The sequence below is a fragment of the Rhodococcus sp. IEGM 1307 genome (assembly GCF_030056915.1).
GTDB lineage: Bacteria > Actinomycetota > Actinomycetes > Mycobacteriales > Mycobacteriaceae > Rhodococcus_F > Rhodococcus_F opacus_D.
In genome coordinates this window covers 35,493-52,082 of record NZ_JASHKW010000036.1, presented here as the reverse complement: position 1 = coordinate 52,082, position 16,590 = coordinate 35,493, and the positions used below count along the sequence as shown (strand labels likewise).

Below are 16,590 nucleotides of genomic sequence, written 5' to 3'. Positions count from 1 at the left end.
GCGCTGCTCCCGGTGCTCCGCACCGGGAGACGGGGGCGAGTCGCTTCGCTCCCCGCCAGGGAGCCGCTGCGCGGCTCGCAGTGGCCCGATTCCCGTTGCCGCCGATCGAGTCGCTTCGCTCCTCTGAGTTTCCGAGATTAGGTTCTCACCTACATCTTTGATCGAAACGTTCGATCCGGTCCCCCACACCCCAACGAAGCTGGGGACGCGGGCGGGTGCTCCCGACCCGCCGCCCACTCGCTTTCCCGTGCCGCTCCATGCCATACCCACAGCATACCACCCCACTCTCACTCAACCCAAACAGTCGAAACCCTTAAAACATCCAAACATATTGTTCTACAACAGATTACAAACCTGACAATCTCGTATTTGTGCACAATGCGTGTAAAGCGTAATCAACCAATTGATTACTCAATCATATTGCAAATCAACAACTTTCAAAATCGACTCCAAAACGGATGAAACAGACACCCGCGCGCCCTCCACACCCCGGCGCCGGCACTCCCCACACAGGTCGCCGGCGGATCCACATCACAAACCGGGGACATGTCATCACACCAGGTCACAACACCATCACACCCCCACACAGCACACGGCCCGCACCCCGAAAATCGGGTGCGGGCCGCGCCGCCGGGTGAGACGGGCTAGGCCGCGGGGTCCAGCCAGGGCCGATCCTCGCGGCCCTCCACATAGACCCCCCACCGGGCGGACCATCGAGCACCTCGAGCAGCAACTCACGGGCCGCCGGGGAGGCACCGGCGAGCATCTCGTCCCGGTGCTCGCACCAGTCCTCCCACTCCCAACCCGCACCGGCATCGACGCAACTCTCCACCGCCTCCACCGGCGCACCATCCACGAACACCCACGCTCGTCGGCCCATCCGGATCACGGACCACTACGGCCTCCACCAGCGCCGTCACCACTGAGCTGCCCGAGTGAGCGTGTAGCCGAGCGATTCCGCGAGCAGGTGCAGCAGATCATCCGCCGACGGCAACGGCAACCGATCGATGCCGTCCCAGTCCCGCATCAGATACACCCCAAATCGATTCCTCGATGTATGGCAGTTGCGATCTCGGGCACGCTCGCGCTGCGACATGTAAACCTCGGCAGGGGTCGGAATGTTCGCCGTCGTGGTTGTCATCGTGGAGTGTCCTTCCTCGCTCAGTGGTTGACCATCGGGGCGAACACCGCGCCAGTCAGCAGGGCATCCATCGGGCGTCATACAGACCCACCGCCGCACCGTTCCCCGTCGTGAGCCGACGAACACCACTATCCCGCAGAACGGCAGCCAGATCGCCCCACGGGCCAACGCAATCGCCGTCGCCACCAGATTCACCCCCGCGTCCACGCGCTGACGCAGCGACAACGTGCTGCGTCAGCCGCGACAACGACAACCTCGCCCTCGTCGTCGATCCACATATTTCTTGCCGCGATGCCACGATCAGGTGGATCGGTGCTGGTTGGAATGTGGCGAACGTGTTCGCGACATTCCCCTCGTTGTCACCGAGGAGGAAGGCGAAACGTCCGAGGTCGTCGGGGGATCGTCGATGGTACGGGCGGGGTTGCCGACGAAAGTGGTGAGTGATGCGGCGTGTAGGGCGGTGTCGGCGGCGAACCATCATCGAGGAACTTCGGAATTCCGGTGAGTCCGATCGCGTCGGTCAGAGTCGGACGGTCGGCATCAGGGGTCCGTTCGGTCGCTACGGTTGTCGTTGCTCGGGACGCGGTAAGGCGTGGTTATCAGGGTCACGTTGCGTTCTCGTTCGCGTTTGACGTTGGCGCGTGCGCCGTCGAGGGATCGTCGTAGCTGGGCGTTCTCGGCTTCGACGCGACTGAGGTTCCGGTTCAGGGTCTGTACGAGTTGTCGGAGCTCGGCGTTCTGGTCCGCGAGGAAGTTGCCGTCGGGGTCGTACAGCTGCCCGGTGAGGTCGGCGATTCGCTCGTCACGTTGTTTGATGGTTGCACGCAGGGTCTTGGCGAGAGTTTCGGCGTTCAGCGCGCGGTCACGCCAGGACGACGCTTCGGCGTCGCGCGCTTCCTCTGACCGGCCGGGCAGCGCCGCTTGGGACTGATCTCGTGCGGTCAGGACGGCTTTGGTGAGTTCGGGGCGTCTCTTGTCGTAGACGAAAGTCTTGCCGACGCCCGCGAGCGCGCAGATGTCTTCGACGGTGAACGGCGCGTTCGTTTTCGCGAGCTTGGTCAGGGCCTTCCGAACTCGTTGCTCGCACTCGGCGCTCTTGTTCTGCCGGTGCCGGATCGCTTCGTCGGGCCGGCGCCCTGCCGGTGTGGTGCTAGTCGGTCGAGGTGTCATCCGGGGCCTCGTTGTCGTCGTCGGTGCGATACAGATGTGAGACGGGCCAGCCAGTGGCGAATATCGGTTGGAAGTAGTCGTGAACTGGTGCCCTGAGGTCAAGGTTCTGGGCTTCTTCGAGCAGCCCGAGTTCGTCGAGTTCTGCACTGAGTGAGCCGAGCACAGTTTCCCATGGTTGCCATTCGCCGGGCATTCCGTAGTCGATGAGGTCGACTTTGCTGATGTCACGCCAGATATAGGGTTGGGCTGCTCCGATCAGGCCGACGCAGCCGAGTCTCAGCTTGAGGGTCTCACTGATCCGGCCGCCCTGAAATGCCTGGGTGAGCCAGATATCGGCGAGTCCGACATCGTCGTCGTCCATGTCGCTCAGGGTCGCGACGCTTTCTGCACTGACGAGCATCTGGAAGTCGGCATAGGTCAATGGGCGGGGGCGGGGGCTCTCGTGGGGTCGTGGATACTGCGGCAACCCGAGGATGAAGGAGTCCATAGACGGTGGCGTTCGACGGTGTTCACGACTGTGCCGCAGCACTATCCGCATGTTCGCCATATAGACGTGGCGATTGCGATGGTTGAGCGGAGCCCAGTCGTTCTCGGAAGCGTCGACGCGGCGAGGGATCGGTATTTGCTCGCGGAACCACAGGTCCCACATGTCTTTGACCGCACGAGCGTCTGCGTTCGTCAGCTGTCCGGGGTCCTCACCACGATCGGCGCGGATGTGGCGCAGGATGCGCGAGAGCAGCACGATCCCCACGATCCGATTGAAGATCGTATTTGCCGAGCCTTTCCGTCCGACAGGCTGAAGCGCTTCGTCGTGCAGGTAGTCCCAGAGCAGGTCACGCAGCCAGGGCTGGGTCACGGCGGTCAGGTTCCATTCCTTGCGGCGGTTTTCCTGGCCCTGCGACCCTGGGAATGGTCCGGCACCGACGATGGCGGGGTCGAACCAGCCCGCGGCTCGCGACGCTTCCGGAGTTACGGTCGCGGCACGGACCACGGGCGCGAGGTCGAGCCATACGCGTCGTTCGGCGGACCAGCGTCCGCTGCGCTCGGTGAGCATCGCGACAACGGGGTCGTCGAAGGATTGGACGTCGTGCTCGGCGAGCGCATCAACGACCGCCTGTAGCGCCGCCGGCCGCCACTGGGTGCGCGAGGCGGTGTTTGCATATCGGTGCAGCGCGTAGCGGATCACTTGCCGAAGCGATGGTGGTAGATGCGCCGTCGCGAGGTGGCCGCGAGTGTCCGGGGACCTGACCGATTCGAGGACGGACCGTTTCGCGGTCCAGCGCGACCAATCGTCCGGTGTCGGCGCGCCGGTCAGTGCCTGGCGGTGCGACCGCCAGCTCTGGCGGTGACCTCGGCACAGTCGATGACGATCGGCTCCGACTGCGGCAGAGAGCTCTCCGTCGTGGACGCAGCCGGGCAGCGCGCACGGTGGAAAGGGATCTCCCGCGGATTGCGCACTTGCCCAGTCTGATTCGTCAATCGGGCTTCTTCGGGCGCGACGCAGTTTGTTCGCGTGGACCATGCAGTACTGGTGTTGCTGCGCTTCGCGGTTGTCGCCGCAGATCCGGCAGCCCGCACGTCGGACGAGCCCCCAGCCGGTCGTCAGGGCTGCGAGCGGTTCAGCGGCGTCGGCGAACTCTTGGAGACCGGCATCGTCGGTGCGCCTGCTGTAGATCGTGGCGTGGCCGACACACAGTAATCGAGGATCGGTGTCGGGAACGACGGCGTTGCAGCCGTTCACTCGACACGCCCACCCGAACGTGGGATGCAGTCGAGGAAATCTGATCGGTTCGTCGACCAGCCATCCAGGAAACTGCTGGCTGACGGCGGCATAGCGTTCTGCGAACGTGATTCCCGGGCTTTCGGCGGGGACGACGTGTCGGGCCGTTGTCGCGATTCTGGTCATTCCGCGGCCTCGGCAGGGACGAGGTGGGGTTCGGTGGGAGGCCGCGCGGTGGCGTCCCATGCCTGTTGGAGATATCGGACGGCGTCGCGGTTGGCTGACCTGCCATAGAGATTGATCACCATCTCTGGTGCGGCCCAGCCGAATTCCTGCGCGACCATTTCAGCGTTGAAGTCGGAGGCCGCGTATAACGCCGAGGCTGCCTTGTGCCTGAAGGCGTGTGGGGTGATCCTGACGGGCAAGTCCGCCCGGGCGCATGCTCGGCGCAGCATCTTGCGCACTCCGCTGGTGGACAGAGCGGCGCCCGGGGTGGTTCCCCGCACATGGATGAGCACCTGCTGATGATCGACAGCGTGCTGGAGTGGATGGTACTCGTCGAGCAGGTAGGCGTAGAACGTGCTGATCATGTCGGGACTGACCGCGCGGATGCCTCCATCGACGACGTAGCCGTCCTTGCTCATGTTGGCCGCACGGTGGTCGGTATAGGACTTCGCGCGCGCACCGTTGGGGTTGTCGTCTCGCCCGACTATATGAACGTGCGGCTCGGCACGTTGCCCGCACGGGTGATGCCGAATCAGGTGGAGATCGGCGAATCGCAGGCCGCACAGACCGCCAACCCGCAAGCCGCCATCGTGGAGCCAGGTGACGATCATGATGTCGCGGGCCGTGGTCAGATTGCCTGGACGATAAAGCGTTTCAACGACCTCGTCTGGAAGGAAGCGTGGCCGCCGAGTTCCCTTCGTCGGCGCGAGCGGATTCGCTTCACGGACCCGCCTGGACCGACCGGGGCGGGTCAGTGCCTCGACGAGGGCCGGATCGATGCTCTGCGTGACACTGAGGCGCAGGTAGTAGGCCTTGACGATCGTTGCCGTGGTCGCCGCCGCCGACGCGGCCACCGTCGGTTGCTGTTCAGGCCTGCGCCACACAGCACCGTGGATGCCGGCCTCGCCGCCGATCAGACCGTTCATGTAGCGGAGCAGATCCTTGAGCGTGATACTGCCTGGCGATTTCCCATTGGCGTTCGCCCAGTTCAGGTGGTCGGCAAGGGCATATGCGTACGTTCGCTGCGACGAAGTGCCGTAGGCAGCTAGGACGTTCAGCGATGCTCGATCCACCTCGGCATCTGGCGTGAAGATCCAAGAGGAATGGGTGCCGTCGGAGTGAGGCACTTTTCGAACCGTGAACCGCCCATCACCGTCCACGTGCGCACCTCCAACCCGAGGATCAACTGTGCCGGACACAGGTCTATCACGCGTTCGTCACATTGCAGATGAGGCGCACCGCGAACGTCGCGAACGTACTTCCGGGTGGGAGGTAATCCACATATCCAACTCCGCCGTCAGCGGCACAATATCGAACCAACGGCCCCGATCGAACTCGCCGCACAAACTGTTCTCGATCACTCGTACGCCGACTCGGTGATCGTCTCAACCCACTTCACATGATCGCCGTGCGCGCCTTGCAGGCGCTGGCGTCAGCAAACACTCGCGGCGGTAAGACGCACGTCGCAAGGACTGACAGAAAGTATCGGCCCTGCCGTACGGTGCGGATATGAGCATTCCGCAGATCCCCGGCTACATGACTGGAGAAGGTGCCACAAACCTGTCGACCATATGGAGCCGACCCGTCGGCAACTATCCATTGGCGCTGTGGCCCAGTGATCGACTTACCGATATCGACTCCAACCCGTCCGGCTGGGTAGTCGTCGAGGAGCACTTCTTCAATTCGAACGAGCATGGAGGTCGCGGCTGCGTGCTGGTTAAAGCCGGCAACGAGGAGGACGCGCTCAGCGATACAACCTGGATCGGACGAGAACTCGGCGGATTCAGCGTCTGGAGTTCGCCGAGCGGAGATAGCGGACACGACAGCGGCCTCGCCGAAGATCGGGGCGGTGTCACCACCGAGTTTTTCATTCAGGCGCGCAACGCCGCCGGCACTTCCCTACCGCAGATCGACGTATCCCATCCGTTCCTTTGGTTTTGGGATGCCTTTGAGGTCCCCAACGGTTGGCACTACGTCAGCGCTGCCGGTCGCGAGCACGAGCTCATCCGCTACGAGCGAAGTGAAGAAGCATGGAAAGTCGAAGTCCGCGTCCAAGAACTCCGAACGTTCCTCAACACCTCCGAAAAGTCGGCGATTATTCAGGTTGAGTACGTGACGAAGATCGAGGAAGGCAGCTTCGAACGGGCCGACAGCGACTTCCACAACGGCTGGGCCCACGTCGACTTCCATGCCGTCGCGGACTTCCTGACCGGTAGTGACCGACCTTCGATGTCGCGCCTGTTCGGCCAATATGTCCTGTCGGGGCAGCATACGGCTCGACGACCGAGGTGGGAGGAGTTCCACTCCGCAACCGAGCATCCGAGCTTCATTTACGGAATTGACTCGGAGACCGGGAAGCACCTCACACATTCGTGCAACCCTGAGGAACTCGGGACATACTTCGACCAGGACAACTCGCGCCTCCACTACCTCACCCCCATCTACTTCAAACGGGAGGTGCTCCAGGACTACGTCGCAGAACCTGGCAGGTATGAGGTGACTCCCTTCCGGGTGTCCTGCTTCAACCTCTGGGGCGTCGACATCTCCATCAACAGCGCCGGGCTGGTGGAGGTGTACCTCGGCGACATTGGGAGCAAGATCCCGCACGAGGAGTGGGGACACTGGCGCAGTTACAACGTCCCGCCCGAAGGAAAGATGGAAGAGGGACGGTTCCGTCGGGACTTCCTGAACCAGTCGGCATCGTCACCCGATCCGATCGGCGAGATGCGTCGGGCGCGCGAGGAGGCGAACAACGCTGCTCGCCGGAAGCTCGGTGGTGAGTTGTGGCGTCCTTTGCCCTCTGACCTCGAGCTTCAATACCGGTCGCTCATGGGCCCACTCACCGACGATCCCTCCGCGCTGATCGGCCCTCTTCTCATCATCGCGAAGGTGTTCGTAGACGGGCTTGACTCAAAGCTTCTGAAGAAGGTGGTCGGCGGGTCAGAGAAGGACGAGAAATCGCTGTCGTTGCTGAGGAAACTGCTTACCTCGCTCGGCGACACGGCCGACTCTTCCAAGGTCCTGCGAGACCTCTACGCGATGCGTTCGCGCGGAGGGGTGGCGCACCTCAGCAACTCGGGCTCCCGGGCCGCGCTCGCTGATCTGGGTATCGCCGAGGTGGCGTCCATCATCGCGTTCGAGAGGGTCGTTCGGCAGGTCGGAGAATCAGTCTCAAAGATTGCCGACCTTCTAGCCGATTCGGTCGAGGTCGATTTGGACAAATCCAACGTGGAGCGATGACCAAATCGAACCCCCTCGTGCTGCATCGAAGCCCCCCAAAGCGGTTGAGCTCGCGGCTGAATACGTCGACCATGTCACTCACCCAACTGAATCGGGTTGCCCTGCACTCCATCAGCATTGCCCGGAGTTCGCATTCCGCCCGGGTCTACCTTTCAAGGTTCTTCTCAGAGCACAGCCACGCGGCCAAACGCTTCGCCGTTCAGCGCACGATCCTGCTGGCGATTTCTGGCTAGAGTCAGCAACGTACCGAGGTATTGGCGGAAGAGGTTGGATTCGAGCCCTGGGCCATCGGGGCACCACGCTCGTCTTGGGACAAAGGCCAAGCGATGATCCCCGTTACCGTTTAGGCGGCCCCGACGCACGGGGCCGTCGGTCGCCAAGTTCGGTATGACTTCTTGCCCCTGTCTTTCGAATGATCCGGGGGGGGGGGTGGTGTCGCCGGGTGTGGTGGCGTCGACGGACCGCTGATAGACCTCCGATCAACGTAAGTCGTCAAGTAGCTGCCGGTTCCGCCCCATGGACGGAGCCGGGAAAAGCCTTCGATTCGTCGTAGGTTTGGTTGGCTTGAAGACAGTGGTAGAGCTGGCCCAGGAGTCGGTTGAAGACGTTACGGAGTGCGGCGGCGTGCCGGTCGCCGTGTGTTCGGCGCCGGTCATAGTGGTCCTTGATCGGGCCCGGTCGCGGGATGGCGGCGAAGGCCCAGACGAAGCCGACTGCGGCAAGTCGATTGTTCTTCACGTGACGGTGGGTAACGCAGGTGCTGCGCCCGGATGCTCTCGTGACGGGTGCGGAGCCGGCGAATGCCTTGAGCCCGCGAGCGTCGGCAAACCGGCCGCGGTCGTCGCCGATCTCTGCCAAGACCCTGGCGCCGGTGGCCTCGCCCAGGCCGGGAAAGCTGGTGATGATTCGGTGGTCGGGGTGCTGCCGGAATGCCTCGGTGGCTGCCTCATTGAGGTCGTCGGCATTGACGCACTCGATGTTCAGGGTTGCCAGCAACGCGCTTGTCTGACGGCTCAACGCCGTCTCCACCAGCAGCGGTTGTCGCAGTTGGGGGCGGCGAAGTACGTCCTGAATTCGGGCCGCGGTGTCCTCGAGCCGACGTTGGCGACCACCCTTGCGTAATGCGGAGATGATGCGGGCCTTGAACAATCGTGCACCCAGTGCCGGTGTCGGCGCGATCGCGAGTATCGCGCGGGCGTCTGGCATGGCAAGGTTTGTGTGGCCGGCGCCGGCGAATGCGTCGAGGAATCCCGGGTGATACTCGCGCAGCTGTGCCCGCAGCTCCTGGGTGGCCTTGGTGCGCCGCCAGATCGCGTCCTGCGCGGCGCGGGCGAGCACCGTGATTGCCCGTGCGAGGTCGCTGTCGGCAGGCAACGTCCGGTGCGCGTGCGCATCGGTGCGCAGAATGTTCGCCAGCGTCATCGCGTCCACGTGATCGGACTTTTTCCTGGCCATCGAGTGGCGATCGCGGTAGCGGGCCACCGCCATGGGGTTGATGGCATAGACGTTTCTCCCCGATCCGCGCAGTGCAGTGCAGCGACCAGCAGGCCGCGTGAGGTCTCGATCGCCACGGGAATCGGCTCGTCGGGCGTGTCGCCGGACTCCGCGAGTAGTCCGAGTAGCTTGCCGAATCCTTCAGCGCTGTCATCGATCCGGAGTTTGGCGACCAATAGTCCGTCACCGTCAACGACTGCCACATCATGGTGGCTTTCGGCCCAATCAATCCCACAGAATAGTTTCACCAGTCCCTGCCTTCCGACGTCTCATCTCCTTCGCGTGGCTTCACCCAACGAGAACGCGCGGCACTCTAATGACGAGGCTCTGTTGGCCTTCCCTCCGATGAGCCGTTCGCGATCCCAGCGATCCGCGCGGTTCCGGTCTCGTCTGAGAGCTCCTGGCTCGCGATCTACGAGGTGTCGACCGTGCGGACGGGCTTGGACCACAACAGCAACTGTGACGATCAGTACGCAGGTGGTGGCCCCGACACGCCGTCGGCACCGATCTATCAGGAGGGATCGCATGTCCCCTGGGACAGGGCAGGCATCCATCGGTCGGGCGGGACCACCACTCCGAGCAGTCCACACCCCAAGTCCCCACCCGAACGGCCTTAGTCCTGCTGCCTGGGCAGTACGAGAGGCGTGAACCAGTGAACAACCACAGCGGACCGGCATCGTTCCGCAGCGACCGTTCGGATGTCATTAGGGACACGGCCAACCGAAATTGGGTAGGTCTCTTTGCAGGCGTGGGTGCCGGGCGTCGATGCCGGATCGGCGACCGGCCGACCGAGACACACACGATGGCGCCGAAGTTGAATCCGCCGTCGTCGTGCGAGACCTGGTGGAAGACTCACACACGGCGAGCGTCACGCAACTGGACGTGGGAAATCACCTGACAACGACTGGCCGAGTTGCTGGTTGCTGACTGACCAACCATCGGCGCCCTTGCACCTGTTCGGTGACCGCGGCAAATGGCCGGGAAGTGCTTACATGAGGTGTCAGTCGCGAGTTGCGCCCAGTACCATCTGGTCGGCGCGTCCCACCAATACTGCCGCGCGGCTGTCGGGCATTCGCAGGCGACGCCAGGATCAGCCGACCAACTAGTCGATCACAAGAAACGAACCCGGCCCTAGTCGCAACGCCCTACCTAACTTTTGCGGTTCGCATTGCTACCTCTCTTCCGTCGTTTTCGGGACTGAGATCCTCCGCTGCCTTTCAGGGTGGTCACGAATGTATGCAACTGATCGATTGCGACAATCTGGAACGGACTATTCTCGAACTGGCGGGCCATCAGATCTTCGTCGATTACAACGATCGGGAGGACATTGAGACTTCCTCCAGGCAGATCAAACTCGTTGCGGACTGACGGCAAATGGGTCTGCACCCACTCAAACCGTCCCCGTAGCCGTTCCATGGCAGAGTGCTCGCCATCGAGCACATTAGCGATCTCGTTGCGCAGTTCTGCTGGCGTACGTGCCACCACCAACGCCTTGGCTTCAACCAGCAACAGCGTTCGAGAGGCCTCATGGAAAGCGACTATGTCGATATCGCCTAGATCCTTACCGTTGACCTTGCGCAGGTCATGGTCCGCGATCTTCTGAACTCGGCGGCGAACCCCTCGACAGGAGTCGGCTAGGACGGATGCAACTGATACCTCAAACCGGTCCCCTTTGAGTTCACGCGCCCTACTCAAAGCGGCATTCATCTCTGGAGTCTTCGCCTGCAGACGCCCCGAGTCGAACTGGCCGTGCCAATACATCGCTGCAAGGAGAATGTTGCGGTGCCCAAAATAGATCAGTCGGTCGTCTCCGCTCACGCGAAGCACCAGCGGTCTCCGCAGATACGAACGCGCGCGGCCATACCTCCAAGGTCGAACGTCGTTGCCCTGGCCCCAGAAGTTCTTCTGCCTACTGAGCGTCAGTTCAGATATCAGGGATGCAATTCGGTCCTCCTCCCAACTGAACTTCTCACGCATCCGTTGAAGGACTGCAGATTCGCAGAGTTCTCCAACGTCGTGCTGGGCCAACTCCACGGATAGGTTGACCAATTCACTGACGAACTCGGCCAGCTGGGTATAGGTGAATCCGTACTCGACCTGTGCAAGCTGGTCGGCCTGAGCGAAGTCGTTATCATCAACGTCGTCCGTCGAAGCCGATTTCTCCGCCGTTCCGTATTCGGCTGCTTCCGTGAGGGCCTCGGATGCCAGCGAGTTGAGAAACCCTTGCAGCGCGGACATGTACTGATCATCTTCCCGGGCGATCCCCAGTCGGCCGGAAGCCAGCAGGGACAGCTGAGAATTTGATATCCGTGCGTTGAGTGCATCCGACAAGAATCCCTTGTTCACGACTTCGGATGACGCCGCAAGCATCCGGTCGTAGCGCTCGGTCGTGATCAGTTGATTCCCCGGAGCGGGGTGCGCAGAGAGGTACTCGATGAGAAATCGTGATCCAAGTGCTGCAGCGGCTGACTCTCGGATCTTCTCCTCGATTTTCTCGACCTCGTCGGAGCTCGAGCCGAAGCACGCGAGCCTTGCAGGGTACCGTCGTTCCTCGACATGGGCGTCGCGCAGGAGTGCCTCGTTAGCGCGGATCAAGTAGTGAAGCGCCGCATGATCATCGTAGGTTTTGAGATCATGGCGGAGCATCTCTCCGAAGAATGGTACAACTTCGGTGTTCAGTACACGATTTCTCTCGTCTTCATCGAAGGCACCTGCGGTATGGCCACCGACGGTTGATAAGTGCGCTCCCAGTTCATCCAGCAGCAATGCCAGTACCGAGGGAACCACTCGGCGGGCGTCCGGCAGCTCGCCCGGCCAACTGATCGGGTCGTCGTGAGCACCTACTATGTGCAGCATGCGGCGCTCCCCCGGCGGAGCGATCTGCTCAATCAGGGCATCGACGTCCACTACCGACTCAATATGCGTCAAGGTCACGAGTGCGCCGATGAGAACCTCCAGAATGCGCCGATCAAGCCAGTTAACTGGATCGCCCACAGCTCGATCCGGTGGAGTACTCACCGAGATCGCAATGGTGCCGTCATCTACCGACTCCTGCTGTATCCACTCAGATCCGTCCGCTACTGGCGAATCCGTCTTCCAATCAGCAATTTTGAGAGTCACACGGACTTCCCACGAGTCGAGCTCGTTGAAGATTCTCGGGGCCGCTGTATAGATCTCAGATATCCAGAAACAGACTGTCTCTGCTAAGCGATCGAGAGGTGCTTCCGTTACCTGGTTGTCGGGGGTTACCTGAACCCAGGCTACGTAGTCACCGAGTTCGGCAAAGTACAGACATTCATCGACGAACACGCGCCGCACCGGGGACGAATTGCCGTGCACGAGAATGGCCTCGTGAGTGTGTTTTCCGATAGTCACGTACGTAAGACCCAGACGCTCGGCATTGGCCTGCCGAAGGGCGTCACCACGTCCCGGTTCGACAAACACCGCGACTGCAGGCTCATCATCTGAGAAGTAGAAGCTCTCGTGATGCTCGATGTATGTGTCGTAGAGGTCAACGAGCGAGAAGTGCATTACTTGCGACTTGGCGAGCAATCGGTGCTTAGCTTGGGCGAAGTACCACAGTGACAGTTGGTCCGTTCGCGGCGATGAAAGGATCGTCTCGAAGTCGGAGTACGTTCCCGATAGCGTCGGCCCATCGTTCGTGCCAAGTGTCACCCCGACGTCGCGGCCCTGTGACCACAGGACATTGACTACTAGTGTCCGGTTGTCCGGGTGCCCTGTTTCCGCGTATTCGGGTTCCTCGGCCCGCTCCCACGTTTGAAAGACGGAATTCAGGTCATAGTTGTCGAATGTGTCCACGTGCACGCGAAGGTCAAGGCACTTGTCGGCATCGAACACGCCCGTGAAACGGACTACACGTGAGGAAGATTCGTCGGCGAGCTGTGGCTCATGGTCGTACAGAGTGGAGAAGAGGCGGAGAGTCCGCAACGTCGCCAGGTCAGCCATCGCGTCGCCGAGGACGTCCACACACGAGTTACTGACTGCCTCCGATACCACTAGGTGGCGGAGAGTTGCCATCAGTTCGAATGGAGATGCCACAACGACACCGCGGTGGGTCCGGAGCAACGGTTTCGTGATAATTGCCGAGTCGAGTCCGTCGCCAGTCCAGGGCTTGTGATCACCCAGGTCGGCAATCAACGTCGTGCGCAAGTACTCAGTGGCTTCTTGACTGAATCCTCGTAGTAGTTGGTCTTCCTCGTAAGTGACACGGTCTGCTAGTTCTGCCAGGCGCTGCCTGCTCGGAACTGCGATGTCCGCCGTATGAGTCGGGGCCGCGGAGTTTCGGCGAAGACCTGCGCGTTGGCAGAGTTCCGCACTAGTGCGAAGCAACAGCCTGGCAGCCCAAACTACCCGGCGTTGGTATGGGACCGGAAATGAATGAGTGCTGGCGAATACCGCGCCCAGCAGGTCACGGGCCACCACGGCACTATTGGTCGCTTGCCCTTGTAGCACCAGGTAGGTGTTTGCGAAGAACGGGACTTCAGCGGAGACGAACCCTTCGAATGGATCCTCCTGACTCCGAACGGATGGCCCGCCGATTTCGGGGCAATCCAGCAACCCACGGATCGCCGACGATGACAAACGTGAAGAACCAGTGTCGGTGTTACGTGCAGCGTAGGCAACGAGGCGCTCGAGCCGGTAAAGATGATGAATATTGGAAGGCAGCAGTTGCAGGCCGGCAATCGACGCGATCACATCGGCCGGATCCAGAACGTCGAGTCGACTCCTCAGCATTCCGGCAACATTACAGTTATCCCAGCAGGGAGGGCTCCGCGAGGTGCCCCGACGCACCTGATTGGTGGCGCAGAGGGGCGTGAAGTCACTCGTTCCCCATCAGCGAAACCGTGTTCCTCTCGGGACGACACAGGCTTCTGGTCACAAGCCACCACGCCGGGCCTTTCCTCCGGGTCCACAGTGCATGCGGACGATGCCAAGTTGGTTGACGAATCCTCATTCGATGTCGACATACCGATCATTCACCGTTCCCGTGCCCAGACCGAGAACTTCTCGAATGCGTGGACGAGGCATTGCTTTCCAGACATGCTCCTTCACGGCTGTCCGCACAGCAGTGATGCTCGCTTCCTTCCAGCCTTCCTGTGTTGTTGCGAGGATGATCTCCTCCGCACCAAAGGTTTCTGCAAGCAGAACTCGCTTCTTGGCAGCTTTCTTCTGGTTGTTCCCTGTGTCGAGTTCGTCTGTCGACTTTGCCTCCGCCACTACAACCTTGTCATCGACGAGAGCCAGTAAGTCTGCTTCGGCGAGCTTCTTCCCTGCCGGGTCGGACACTTCCAGTTCGGCGCAGTCGGCGTAGCGGCTGCTGTGACTGGCCGTTGTTTGCAGATGTGCAGCGAGAAGTATTGGAACATCGCCATTTTGGTCCATGAGCGCGGTGGCGACGGGGTGCAGGTCGTAGAACCATTGCGGCTCGTCCGCGGGCATCTTCCATCGAGCTTGGGAGAGGTCGTTAGGTTGGCCGCACCGAAGGCACTCATTGTTCTGACGGAGCCGATCGATCACCACGAAGTCGACATTGCCGCAGGCCGAGCAATCGAGGAGAAGGCCTCTCGACAGTATCTTCTCGGCGAGAAGCTGGTCGCATTGCGACCGTGCCGACTCGGTGGACACGCCGGAGATGGACACGATGCCTGGGAAGTTGAGATACACCGTCCCTCGCACGACGCATCCCTCATTGTTTGGGAACTGCCCCTTGGACGTCTTGGACTGCGGGACGAAACTGCGGAATACTGGAAGGAGGTCACCGGAAACAGCTTCTAGGAGGCGCGTCCTCGACCCGAACATGGTCTGGAGGACGTCCCCGTGCCGTCCTGCAGGTGACGTGGTGGCGGCTCGCCCCATCAACGCGGCACGTGCATGGGCCCACGTCCGCATGCCCGGCTTTCTGATCCGCGGTTTCGCCAACCGAAAGTCGGCCGATGCTCCTGCGGGGACGAATCCGTACGCGAGAGCTTCATACGACAAACCGGCCCTGCCGACGCGCACCCATGTGTTGTGCGGCGATTCGTCAGGATGGAGGATCGCTTCTGCGGGGACGTGCCGGGAAGGTGGAATTGGCGTGTCGGGGACATCGATGTCAATCTGCCAAGATAGATCCGGCACCGACTTGAGGAGCTCGTGCTGAACGATTGGCGGTGCGGGCGTGGCGGCTAGCGTGGTAGCGCCGTCCGGATCACGGAGTACGGGCATGGTTGTTGTGGAGCTGAATTGATCGTCAATTCCAAAGTGCGATTTTCCGCGGTCAGGGAACTGGAGTTCGTCATTGAGTCCGATGACCGGTAGGTCATTCGCGGGATCGGCTGTTTTCGGATCGCTGACCATGAAGGTCGACGGGGAGCCGAGGACGTCGTCCCGGAACCTTGCGACTATCTCGGTGTCGTGTGAGACGGAGGTTATGACCCACGCTCGCTCATCACGGGCGTAGAACGGGGTGAGTGTGTCTCGGAGGAGTTGGAGGACGTGTGCGCGGTCCTCGCCGTCGGTCCAAGAATCGGGGATCCACAGCCCGTTCCCGTACAGTCGATCCCAGATCAAGGCGAGTGCGAAGTCGTTTGCTGCGCTGCCGATGACACAGAGCTTCCGATTGTGGCGGCGGGAGACACTGGTCACGGAGCTCAACCCGAGAGTTGTCGCGTCCCAGGCGGATGGCAATCCGTGAGCTGTGCCGTAATCGGGGTCGATAACAACCTGGGGTGTTGCGCTCTGGAACCGTGTGGGGACACCGAGAAGCCAGCGCTGCACCTCGGACCGTTGTGTTTGGTCGAGTGTCGCCCCTTCGGCTGTCGGGGTGCTGAGGAGGCCGAGCCGCATCACAGCGGCTACACCGATATCACCCGTCAGCTCAGGCGAGACGCTGACCGGTGTGGGATCGGATGGGCGCCGGATCTTGTCGATCGGGGTGAGAGCTCCAATGTGACTACCCGGCCCTGCCAGTACCGGGACGGACAGGCTGAGCTCCCGCTCGTGCCAGCTGTAGTCATCTCCTGGTTCGGAGCTGTTGTCCATCCGGTACGAGGAACACGCTGCCACCACCGCATCACGTGTTCGAGCCAGAACGTCATCATCGACATTCGTTGAACGCAGATCGTCTCGTAGCCGGGACCGGCTGTCTTGGTCGTCGATGTTCTGCGCGTCAAGCATCTGCTCGATGGTTCCCGGGGTGACTTTATCGAGGTCCCCAACGGTGTAGCTGTAAGACACAACATAGTCAGGGTCGTAGGCGACAACGGCATCCCGCACCTGTGGGTCGATACTTCCGTCGGTCGCAGGCACAAGCACGAAGCCGGCGCCACCCCAGGTGTTGCTGGCGGCGTACATCACTGCCCGAGCGAAGTAGTCCCAGTTCGCGTGGGCGGGGAAGACCACCGCGACGCGGGGTGCGCGGAGTCCGGTAGTGACGGTGGCGTACTCGATGTGCTGGTTGGCGCTCATGGTCTTCCTCTTGTGATCATCGACCGTCCACTCGGACAGCCAGTAAATTTGCGGGAAAGCCTATGTCCTGGGCGTATCCGACCTAGAATTTTCCTCGCTCCGCTTCCCGGTTGCGCAGTTGATAATTAGGCAA

9 protein-coding genes and 1 pseudogene are annotated in these 16,590 nt (G+C 61.5%); 3 read left to right on the top strand and 7 right to left on the bottom strand.

The genetic code is table 11. The annotated features are described in order from the left end of the window. Nucleotides 1–916: 916 nt before the first annotated feature. The 3 genes from QM841_RS40815 to QM841_RS40805 all read right to left on the bottom strand — a co-directional run bounded on the left by QM841_RS40815 (nucleotide 917) and on the right by QM841_RS40805 (nucleotide 3,497). A complete protein-coding gene (locus tag QM841_RS40815) occupies nucleotides 917–1,336 on the bottom strand; it encodes a hypothetical protein (protein WP_283336474.1) in 420 nt (139 codons plus the stop codon). Nucleotides 1,337–1,681: 345 nt separating this feature from the next. Beyond that, nucleotides 1,682–2,311: a hypothetical protein gene (locus QM841_RS40810; RefSeq protein ID WP_283336473.1), complete on the bottom strand. Its 630-nt coding sequence runs from the start codon at nucleotides 2,309–2,311 to the stop codon at nucleotides 1,682–1,684. Continuing rightward, complete coding sequence (locus QM841_RS40805; RefSeq protein WP_283336472.1) at nucleotides 2,292–3,497, bottom strand: hypothetical protein; 1,206 nt, start codon at nucleotides 3,495–3,497, stop codon at nucleotides 2,292–2,294. Before QM841_RS40805 ends, QM841_RS40810 begins: the two co-directional genes overlap by 20 nt. Before the next feature lie 327 nt (nucleotides 3,498–3,824). On the opposite strand from QM841_RS40805, the gene QM841_RS40800 reads away from it, so the two are divergent. Further along, on the top strand, nucleotides 3,825–4,010 hold the full coding sequence (locus QM841_RS40800; RefSeq protein WP_283336471.1) for a hypothetical protein: 186 nt from the start codon (nucleotides 3,825–3,827) through the stop codon (nucleotides 4,008–4,010). Between the two features lie 203 nt (nucleotides 4,011–4,213). On the opposite strand, the gene QM841_RS40795 is transcribed toward QM841_RS40800, so the two are convergent. Then, complete coding sequence (locus tag QM841_RS40795; protein ID WP_283336469.1) at nucleotides 4,214–5,416, bottom strand: tyrosine-type recombinase/integrase; 1,203 nt, start codon at nucleotides 5,414–5,416, stop codon at nucleotides 4,214–4,216. Nucleotides 5,417–5,765: 349 nt separating this feature from the next. Between QM841_RS40795 and QM841_RS40790 the strand changes: the two genes are divergently transcribed. After that, the gene (locus QM841_RS40790) at nucleotides 5,766–7,496 is read left to right on the top strand and encodes a hypothetical protein (RefSeq protein WP_283336468.1); all 1,731 of its coding nucleotides are present in this window, start codon (nucleotides 5,766–5,768) and stop codon (nucleotides 7,494–7,496) included. Then, a complete protein-coding gene (locus QM841_RS40785; protein ID WP_283336467.1) occupies nucleotides 7,493–7,729 on the top strand; it encodes a hypothetical protein in 237 nt (78 codons plus the stop codon). Before QM841_RS40790 ends, QM841_RS40785 begins: the two co-directional genes overlap by 4 nt. A 259-nt stretch (nucleotides 7,730–7,988) precedes the next feature. On the opposite strand, the pseudogene QM841_RS40780 reads toward QM841_RS40785, so the two are convergent. The 3 genes and pseudogenes from QM841_RS40780 to QM841_RS40770 all read right to left on the bottom strand — a co-directional run bounded on the left by QM841_RS40780 (nucleotide 7,989) and on the right by QM841_RS40770 (nucleotide 16,457). Next, nucleotides 7,989–9,238 (bottom strand): annotated as a pseudogene (locus QM841_RS40780) (IS110 family RNA-guided transposase). Between the two features lie 901 nt (nucleotides 9,239–10,139). Beyond that, complete coding sequence (locus QM841_RS40775) at nucleotides 10,140–13,745, bottom strand: anti-phage protein Upx-like protein (RefSeq protein ID WP_283336466.1); 3,606 nt, start codon at nucleotides 13,743–13,745, stop codon at nucleotides 10,140–10,142. A gap of 216 nt (nucleotides 13,746–13,961) precedes the next feature. Continuing rightward, nucleotides 13,962–16,457, bottom strand: coding sequence for a hypothetical protein (locus QM841_RS40770; protein ID WP_283336465.1), 2,496 nt, complete (start codon nucleotides 16,455–16,457; stop codon nucleotides 13,962–13,964). Between the last annotated feature and the right edge of the window lie 133 nt (nucleotides 16,458–16,590).

What these genes read in the sequence shown, in the direction of transcription:
- QM841_RS40810 (WP_283336473.1), bottom strand. Translation starts at nt 2,311, where the DNA reads ATGACACCTCGACCGACTAGCACCACACCGGCAGGGCGCCGGCCCGAC.
- QM841_RS40790 (WP_283336468.1), top strand. Translation starts at nt 5,766, where the DNA reads ATGAGCATTCCGCAGATCCCCGGCTACATGACTGGAGAAGGTGCCACA.
- QM841_RS40785 (WP_283336467.1), top strand. Translation starts at nt 7,493, where the DNA reads ATGACCAAATCGAACCCCCTCGTGCTGCATCGAAGCCCCCCAAAGCGG.
- QM841_RS40775 (WP_283336466.1), bottom strand. Translation starts at nt 13,745, where the DNA reads ATGCTGAGGAGTCGACTCGACGTTCTGGATCCGGCCGATGTGATCGCG.
- QM841_RS40770 (WP_283336465.1), bottom strand. Translation starts at nt 16,457, where the DNA reads ATGAGCGCCAACCAGCACATCGAGTACGCCACCGTCACTACCGGACTC.